Genomic DNA, 5,031 nt, shown 5'->3' on the forward strand with positions numbered 1-5,031 from the left:
GGATGCCCTGAAAAAAAAGAGGGAAGAATGCCCCCCCCCCAATGTAAAAGCACGACCATTTAATTTTTTACAGTTTGTTCCTTAACTGACTGATTCGCGGTTTTGTTACACCCAACATCTCGGCAAGTTCGTCTCCACTAGCCAATGGGTTTTTAAGCAGCGCCTCACGTAGCTGATCCAGCTTGTCCGTAGTTTTTCCGTGCTGCTCTTGCAGATAAGACTTGCGGGTCTGAATGCCTTTTTCTCGGCGTTTTTCAGTCGCGCGGCGCGATTTTTCAGCCTTGCCGATGATCGTAGATAGGTGCCGTTGTTCCTCTGACGTAATATGTAGTATTTCAATTAGTTTGGCATTGCTGTAATTGTATCCTGCGTCAGGATAACGGAGTTCCATTCCGTTAGGCAACACATTCAGGATCAATCGCGCTTTTTCTCGTTCTTTTGCATCTAGTTTCTTCAGCCATGCCTTCTCGGCTGACAACGTCGATATTAAAACTTCCCGTTCGGTAAGTGGCGGGTTGAGGCGTGTGTTCAATTCCAACGTGTTTTCAAGAGCCACTTCGGGATCCTTCGTAAAATCACAATCCCAGTAGCGGTACAAAAACAAGGCATACTCGCGGCACTGAGGCATATCCCCATTACGCATCTCGATCAGCTTTAACAGATCATTTTTGCGGTCAAAATGCAGCTTGTAGACGTTGTAAAAGCCAACTGCTTTCGCTGTCGTTTTCTTATTACTGATAACCGCTTTCGCTGTCGTTCCCTTATTACTGGCAGCCTTTTTTTCTTTTTTCGGTGCTGCGATCGTCGAAGGAAGTGTTGGCAAGTAACGCTCTTGCCACCATTGCAGCGTCTGGCGCTGGCTGTGTACGTACTCAACCTGGACCTGTGAGTCGTTTTTATAATTCGTGCTGCCATCCACTCGAAAAACCCGCGCGGCATCGGTGGCATGTACATCACTGCCGTATGGTTTAAGCACGTTAACAAGGTAATGTATCAACGTCTGCCAAAGCGGCAGCTCGCGGTAGGCTGCGGGTTCAATATCCCATGTAAGCACAAGGCCTTGTCCGCTAAATGTGATGCGATTTGGCATCGGAAAAGCGCCTTGTTTAATCAGTGGTTTAAGCATGGCGCTAGCCTGCTTGGGCTCGATCCCCATATTATAGCAATCCAGGTCTACATAAAGGGCCCGTAGCTGCCGTATGTTATCGACTTTGCGATGCGGTATCCAAAACGTGTTTTGCGACATGTACAAATTCCCGTCCATATGCTCTGCAATGACGTCTTCGGTGATCTTATTTAGAAGATGATGTCTTGTCTTAAAGAACCGCGGACGTAAATCCGCCCCAATATCTGGCTCTACTAATTTTTTGCAAATGGCGATCCAGCCGCGTTCATTGTCCTTTTTGTAGGCGTGATGCGCTTGTATGTGCTGTAATGCCCGTCCAACGGGCGATGATGATAGATTTGCTGCCTGCTCTAACACAAATAACCCCTCCTGTCTGTCATGGAAGGGAAAAGAATTCTTTTACAGCCGAAAAAAAGGTTTTACTCCTTTTCAGCGAAAAACATAAATGGTATAATAAAATTAATAGCAACCAAATATGAATTCTTTTGACCGAGAATTCTCTTCCCGAAAAGCCAGCGTGTCCAGCGCTGGTTTTTCACTTTCTTCAGGGTATTTCGATATAAAATCCTCATATCCTTTTACTTCCACCCGAACTTTTGTTCCCAGAATCCTGCTTTTCGTCTTCTTTTTCATCACGACAGACCCCCGAATCGCCTTGTTTTAGCGCTCCTTCATCGTCCCATTCTCGTAACTCAGTTAAATCACCGCACCCAAAGAAAAATTATCCATGGCTACGTCCTGATAATCCTGATTGACTCCGATATAACGGAGGGTGATACTCGGCGCACTATGACCAAACATTGATTGTAACAAGGCAACGTCCTTTGTGTTTTGATATAAATGATATCCAAAACTCTTTCTGAGGCTGTGTGTTGATATCTTTGCTTTTATCCCTACCTTTTTAGCGGCTATGTTTAATATTTTATGAGCGTACTGGCGACTGATAGGAGTACCCGTCGTTTTAGCGGGAAACAGCCATTCATCATCCATCATACCTGCGATATATTTTGCTATTGCTTGTCTTAATGTAGGATTAATTTTAATTTGTCGTCGTTTCTCCGTCTTTTGTTCCTTGATATACAAGTGAGTGGCGTCTTTCACGTCAGATACCTGTAGTTGAAGTAAATCAGAAATTCTAAGTCCCGAATTAAATCCTGCCATAGCCAAAAACCAGTACTTTTCGCCAAACTGTTCTCTTATATAAGTTAAAAACTCATCTATTTGTTTCAAATCTCTTATCGGTTCCACATAATTCATCAAAAAGCACCTCTTTTCTCTATTAGATAATTCACTATGTAAACTGAAAATCCTTTTTTTAATTAAAATTTTATTTAAAACGAGAAAAACCCTTATAAATCAATGGTTTTTCTCGTTTAGTTTACACATTGGATATTGTGTAAACTAATCGAGACGAACAGGCATATTGCTAAATTAGACTTACGCCCCGTTCGTTGAGCCTCAATAGAAGATTTAAAGGATGATTGAATTTTTGATTTCATCGAAGAAGAACTAGAAGATCATTAGAAAATGTGGCGTTATTAAATAATAGGGCACGAAAAAACCAGTCCTAATTATTAGGACTGGTTTTTTTCTTTCTTTGCTCCTTCATGAAGAATATGAATTTGCTCATAAAGCGACTGAACTTGTCCAAATATAAAACTAGTCTTTAAACTCAACTAGAGACGTGTAATGCAACAACCGAATAATTACAGTAACGGCTTCAGCACGAGTTGTTAAGCTCGAAGGTCGGAATGTTCCATCGGGAAATCCATTGATGATTTTGGATTCTACGGTAGCGCTAACGAGTTCTCTATTTGTTGTAATCAAAGCCTCATCCGAAAAATAAAGATCTGCTTGGCCTGTTAAACCTAAGGCCCGCCCGACAGCTACTGCCATTTCAAAACGGGTAATTAGGGCCGTAGGTGAGAATGTATCACCAATCTCATCAGGGGAAAGGATTCCATGCTCAATAGCTGTCGCAATAAAAGGGTTTGACCAACGCGTCTCAGGAACGTCTTTGAAAATGGATGTCGTTGTTGTTTTTTCTAATTTCAAAGATTCGACAAGCATTTTTACAAATTCTTCGCGCGTTACTTTCGCGTTGGGTTGAAACGTTTGGTTCGAGAATCCCTTCACAATGCCAAGTTCAAGTAATGCTTGAATATTCTTTTCCGCCCAATGCCCTTTAATGTCGGTTAATTTTAAGGAATCGGGTTTCGGTGTATCACCATTGCCCGTTTTAGGTGGATTTTCTTCCATAGGCACGGAACCTTCCAATCCAAAGGCACTCGGAGAAAGCCATTTTGTGAATTTATGGTTTTTAAAAGCGGTACCATTTAAAATTAACAAGGAACCCGAAACGTAAATGGTGTTATCGTTTGTGATTGCAAAAGAAGCAAATTGATTTGTTGAAATCATTGTTGCGTTCGATAAAACTTTCGTAGGCGAGTTAACCGATTCTGAAATTTTCCCAATACCGACTTGGCCGAGTGTGTTATCCCCCCAAGACCAAACATCGCCTTTTTTGTCTCTCGCTAGAAAATGACTGCTACCCATTGAAATTTCTACGATATCTTTTAAAGAAGAAAAAATCGTAAAATCTTTTCCGTCAGGTTTGCGATGAAAAACAGAACCGTCATTCAAAAGCAGAAAAGTATCTGAATGGCTACTGAAAATTTCTTTCACGTTTGATACGGGAATTTTATTAAAATCTTTTTTATCCAATGTAAATTCATAAAGATCGCCGTTTTCAGCTAGAAGAAATTCTCTTTTTATTGCTGTAAATTTTACAGGATACTGAACATTTATTGGATAGAAATAATTATATCGTGGCATCCCTAACCCAGGCGAACCACCTGTACGATCCCCCCATTGATAGAGGTTGCCGTCTTTTAAAGCTAATCCTTGGGAACCATCTACCGTTGCAATAGAAGAAACGCCTTGAAGAATAATAGCTGGCGTAGAAAGAAAGGGATCTGCCTTCCCAATGCCAAGTTGACCCAATTGATTGTCTCCGACAGTGAATAAGTCGCCATTACTAGCTAAGAACATGGAAAAAGAATCTCCAGCAACAATATCAATGATCGAAGTCAGTCCAGGAATTTGAATCGGGTTTTTACGATCCAATGTTGTCCCATCACCAAGCTGGCCTTTCGAATTTAGTCCCCGCGCCCAAACCGTACCATCGCTTTTTAAAAATAATTGATGGCTTGGAGAAGATGATATTTTTTTAATGGTAACCGATGTTGCTGCCGAAGCAGATGTTGCAAACGCTGCGAACATAACCACGAGTGCGAGAATAAATAATAGATGTTTTTTCAATTTGATCTCCTCCTTATTATTTAACGTATTCATACGTGTTCCTATCCAGTGGATGAATCAGAGTCGACATAACCTCTTAGTTATCAAGAAATTGTCTCGATGAAGTCTATAATCCGTGTAATCCATGTATTTTTCCCTAATATGAAAAATGTTACCTCTTATTACTTTATTGCACAATAGATGATTTCCAGTTTAACTGATAAATCGATTCCCCCCTTTTAGAGTATAGGAAAGGGCTAAAGGGCATCGATTCCCCACAAGGTTCAACCTAAAGAGTCTGCAATTCTCATTATCCTTTGCACCCATGGTTCAACGGGTAGTTTCCCTTCTCTCATGTCTCTCCAAACTGGCGATAAANCGGGTAGTTTCCCTTCTCTCATGTCTCTCCAAACTGGCGATAAATCTTTGACAAAAGGGGCTTGTCCAAGGGATTCTCTTTCGAACGAGTTTCATTATATTTACATTAATATTTATATTAATATAAATATTAATGAGGTGGGTTGATTCAACCCCTAGATAAATATCTAATTCAAAAATGCCATTTCTGTTATTGAGGTAATAAAAAAAGAGGCATTAAATGCCTC

General features: G+C 40.8%; 4 protein-coding genes. All 4 read right to left on the bottom strand.

The window, feature by feature from the left end; all coding sequences use genetic code 11:
* Nucleotides 1–67: 67 nt before the first annotated feature.
* The 4 genes from FJQ58_RS00475 to FJQ58_RS00485 all read right to left on the bottom strand — a co-directional run bounded on the left by FJQ58_RS00475 (nt 68) and on the right by FJQ58_RS00485 (nt 4,447).
* Nucleotides 68–1,483 carry a replication protein gene (locus FJQ58_RS00475; RefSeq protein WP_139990499.1) on the bottom strand — a complete coding sequence of 472 codons (1,416 nt, stop codon included), beginning with the start codon at nt 1,481–1,483 and terminating at the stop codon, nt 68–70.
* A gap of 102 nt (nt 1,484–1,585) precedes the next feature.
* Nucleotides 1,586–1,759 (bottom strand): hypothetical protein, encoded by a 174-nt coding sequence (locus FJQ58_RS32195; protein ID WP_162341220.1) that lies wholly within the window; start codon nt 1,757–1,759, stop codon nt 1,586–1,588.
* A 63-nt stretch (nt 1,760–1,822) separates the two neighbouring features.
* Nucleotides 1,823–2,383, bottom strand: coding sequence for a site-specific integrase (locus tag FJQ58_RS00480; RefSeq protein WP_139990500.1), 561 nt, complete (start codon nt 2,381–2,383; stop codon nt 1,823–1,825).
* Nucleotides 2,384–2,785: 402 nt separating this feature from the next.
* Complete coding sequence (locus tag FJQ58_RS00485) at nt 2,786–4,447, bottom strand: S-layer homology domain-containing protein (RefSeq protein WP_162341222.1); 1,662 nt, start codon at nt 4,445–4,447, stop codon at nt 2,786–2,788.
* Nucleotides 4,448–5,031 lie beyond the last annotated feature (584 nt).

It is taken from the genome of Paenibacillus paridis (assembly GCF_006345825.1).
GTDB lineage: Bacteria > Bacillota > Bacilli > Paenibacillales > Paenibacillaceae > Pristimantibacillus > Pristimantibacillus paridis.